Origin of the sequence: Lutibacter citreus (assembly GCF_003260195.1) — a bacterium.
In the GTDB taxonomy this organism is placed as follows: Bacteria; Bacteroidota; Bacteroidia; order Flavobacteriales; family Flavobacteriaceae; genus Lutibacter; species Lutibacter citreus.
The window spans coordinates 1-2701 of the sequence record NZ_QEIH01000012.1 but is presented as its reverse complement, the minus strand read 5'-3'; the positions used below and the strand labels follow the sequence as shown (position 1 = coordinate 2701).

Annotated in this window: 4 protein-coding genes; all 4 read left to right on the top strand. The window is 29.2% G+C overall.

Going from position 1 to position 2701, the window contains the following annotated elements; genetic code table 11:
- The coding region (locus DAD81_RS21265) for an IS3 family transposase (protein WP_394340174.1) at positions 1 to 68 on the top strand (68 nt) is incomplete at its 5' end.
- A gap of 123 nt (positions 69 to 191) precedes the next feature.
- Positions 192 to 1205, top strand: coding sequence for a DUF4917 family protein (locus tag DAD81_RS19300; RefSeq protein ID WP_111709959.1), 1014 nt, complete (start codon positions 192 to 194; stop codon positions 1203 to 1205).
- 204 nt (positions 1206 to 1409) lie between these two features.
- Complete coding sequence (locus DAD81_RS19295; protein WP_111709958.1) at positions 1410 to 1802, top strand: helix-turn-helix domain-containing protein; 393 nt, start codon at positions 1410 to 1412, stop codon at positions 1800 to 1802.
- A complete protein-coding gene (locus DAD81_RS19290) occupies positions 1736 to 2665 on the top strand; it encodes an IS3 family transposase (RefSeq protein WP_111709957.1) in 930 nt (309 codons plus the stop codon). The genes DAD81_RS19295 and DAD81_RS19290 overlap by 67 nt, the downstream gene beginning before the upstream one ends.
- Positions 2666 to 2701: the final 36 nt, after the last annotated feature.

Below are 2701 nucleotides of genomic sequence, written 5' to 3'. Positions count from 1 at the left end.
AAAGAATTAAACTAAATTTAAAAGGAATGAGTCCGATTCAATATCGAACTCATTATTATCAAAATTAATTATAAATTTGTCTAAACTTTGGGGTGCAGTCTATTTTCTATTCGGTTTTTATTCGCTAAATTAGGTGCTTAACCACGCAACAAACCATATACAATCCCGTTGGTGGTAATTACAAAAAAGCTATGAATACAAAAGAATTGAGATTACTCGGGATTTTAAATTGGGAGGAAATTTCAGATAAATACGATAAAGTTAACCTGTTATTAGGAAATGGATTTAGTGTAAATATTGCTGAACAATTTAATTACACTTCACTTTTTCAAAAGTTCATTGAAAATGCCGAAAAAGAATTCAGTATTCTATTTAATCAATTCGGAACATCTAATTTTGAAATAATTCAAGAACATTTGAAACACTCATCAACTGTAAATAAAATTTTTAATTTAGAAACCGAAAAAATTAATGAGGCTTTAGATAGATTGAAAAATGGATTAATCAAAACAATTAATGAAGTACATCCAAGATTTAAAGACGTTGATGTTTTACAAATAGATAGATTAACTAATCAATTTATTGAAAAATTTAACGATATTTTCAGCTTAAATTATGATATGTTTCTTTACCATATGATAATGCGTTCAGTAGATTTACGTCGAGAAGGAAAAAATAAAGTAGCCTATCAAGATTATTTTTGGGGAAATGCAAACGGTGAAACTCAAGACTTTATGAGTTTTCAAAATTTTGATTATTATAAACATGTATATTATTTACACGGAGCTCTATGTCTATTTAAAAATGATTTAGTAGACTATAAAATTTTAAGAAAACCTGGAACCGAACTAATAGAGGTAATTGAAAACAAAATCAGAAAAGATAAATTTCCATTATTTGTATCAGAAGGAACATCTCCAGATAAACTTAAAGCTATTGCTCGGAGTAATTATTTATCCTTTTGCCTAAGAAAATTAAAGAGAGATAACAATCCCCTATTGATTTATGGAACCAGTTTAGCTCCAAATGACAAACATATAGTTAATGCAATTCAATCTACGAAAAGAGATTTAATTATATCAATTTACATCGGAGAAAAAACAGAAGCAAATTTAAACAGAGAGATTTCTGTATTTAAGGAAATGTTTGATGAAAAATGTTCGAGTTTAAGATTTGTGAATTCAAATACAATCTTTGATTATTAAAAACTACCACCAACAATGGCTAAAAAAAATTGCTACACAATGCTAAATACGAAAATTCGATTAACTTTATACGACATAACAAACATCGGAAAAATTACGGTTTACCAACCGCAACTTTTCCTAGCCTAAACCGTTACCTGCAAGCTAAAAAAATGTAAAATCCTGAAATAGGTTGACTAAAAATTAAACACTTTTAGTTAAACTATGGAGACACATAAAAAACAACCCTGCCGAAAAAAGAATTACAATAAAGTAGGTTTCGAACTCAAACTATTCATCATTGATCAAATTCATAATGGACGTATTTCTGTCAATTATGCAGCTAAGAAATATGATATTTCTAGACCTACTATTCAGTACTGGATTAAAAAATATAGTACTTTAGAGCAAAAGAAATTAGGAATGAGTAAACAAGACGAGATAAAAAAGTTAAAAGAGAAAATTGAAGAGTTGGAGTTTGTAAAAGACTTCCAGCAAGATGTGATTGCAGACATGGAACTTATTACAGGAGTCGATATGTCAAAAAAGTCATTGCCCAAAACATTAGCAGACGAGATTCAGAAAAAGAAGCAAGACCGTTTAAAAGAAAATGGTTAATACAATGTTTTGGGATTAGTAAACAGGCATTCTATAAACGTCTGAAATCTCATCAAATAAAACAAAATAATGAGCTAATATTAATTCAATTGGTAAAACAATGTCGCAATAAAATTGGGCAACGGTTAGGTGCTAAAAAGCTATATCACGAATTAAAAAACGACATCAAAAAACAAGAAATTAAAATGGGTAGAGATAAGTTCTATACTTTCCTTAAAACCCATAGATTACTGGTGCCTAGAACTAAAAGGTATCATATTACAACAAACTCGAATCATCATTTTTATAAATATAAAAACCTGGTAAGTGATAAAATCCCAACCAGAGCGGAACAGCTTTGGGTCACTGATATCACCTATATTAAAACACAAAAAGGACATAATTATTTAGCACTTGTTACCGACGCCTATTCTAAGCAAATAATGGGTTATAAACTCGACAACCATATGAGAACATCACTTTGTGCAGATGCGCTTAAAATGGCTCTTAAAAACCGTAAATACCCGAGTAAAAAGCTCATTCATCATTCAGATAGAGGGTTGCAATATTGTAATCCAACATATACCCTATTTGCTGAGTCAAACGGATTAACTTTGAGCATGACCGAAAAATATGATCCCTATGAAAATGCAATTGCTGAGAGAATTAATAGAACTTTAAAATACGAGTATGGTTTGAAACTAACAATTAAAAACACTAAATTAGCACAGAAGATTGCAAAAAGAGCTATTAATATTTACAACAATATTCGACCACATTTAAGTCTCGATTTAAACACTCCTAAATACGTACATATAAATCAAAATGTAGACTATAAATCGTATCGAAAAAATAAAAATAAACTGGAATTATTAACTTTTTAATCATAAAAAAAGGTCAACCTATATCAGTACAATACA